Source organism: Mesorhizobium waitakense (assembly GCF_056431085.1).
The window spans coordinates 1-696 of sequence record NZ_JBWKME010000193.1 but is presented as its reverse complement, the minus strand read 5'-3'; the positions used below and the strand labels follow the sequence as shown (position 1 = coordinate 696).

The following is a 696-nucleotide window of genomic DNA, read 5'->3' as shown; positions in this document are numbered from 1 at the left end:
GCGAACATGGTTCCGGTGCGGCCCCAGCCGGTCATCACCTCGTCGGCGATCAGCAGCGTGCCCGAAGCTTCGGCGATCTTCTTCAGTTCGGTCAGAACCGAGGCCGGATACATCAGCATACCGCCGGCGCCAAGCACCAGCGGCTCGACGATCAGCGCGGCGGCGTGCCGGTCGCGGCTGACGGCCTCGAACCGATCCAGCGTCTCCTGCTCTCGCCCGGCGGCCGGGAAGGGGATGGTATCGACCTCGAACAGCAACGGCTCGTAGGCAGCGTTGAACACACCGCGGGCGCCGACGCTCATCGTGCCGATGGTGTCGCCATGATAGCTGTGCTCCATGACGACGATGCGCGAGCGCGGTGCGCCGATGTTGCGGAAATAGCCGAGCGCCATCTTCAGCGCGACCTCGACAGAGGTCGAGCCGCTGTCGGAGTAGAACACCCAGTCAAGGCCGGCCGGAGCGAGGCCGACAAGCGCCCTGGCCAGGCGTTCGGCCGGCTCGTGGGTGAAGCCGGCGAAGATGATCTGGTCGAGGCTCGCCGCGGTCGTTTCGATGGCCTTCATGATATGGGGATGGCGGTGGCCGTGGGTGACGACCCACCAGGAGGAAATGGCATCCAGGATGCGCGTGCCGTCGGCCTTGTGGAGGTAGGCGCCGTCCGTCCGGACGATTTCAGGGATCGCCGGTTCGAGCGCG

General features: G+C 66.8%; 1 protein-coding gene. It reads right to left on the bottom strand.

Annotation, left to right across the window (positions count from 1 at the left end):
* A partial coding sequence (locus tag AC07FD_RS35840) for an aminotransferase class III-fold pyridoxal phosphate-dependent enzyme (protein WP_478353671.1) occupies positions 1 to 696 on the bottom strand: 696 nt, incomplete at both ends.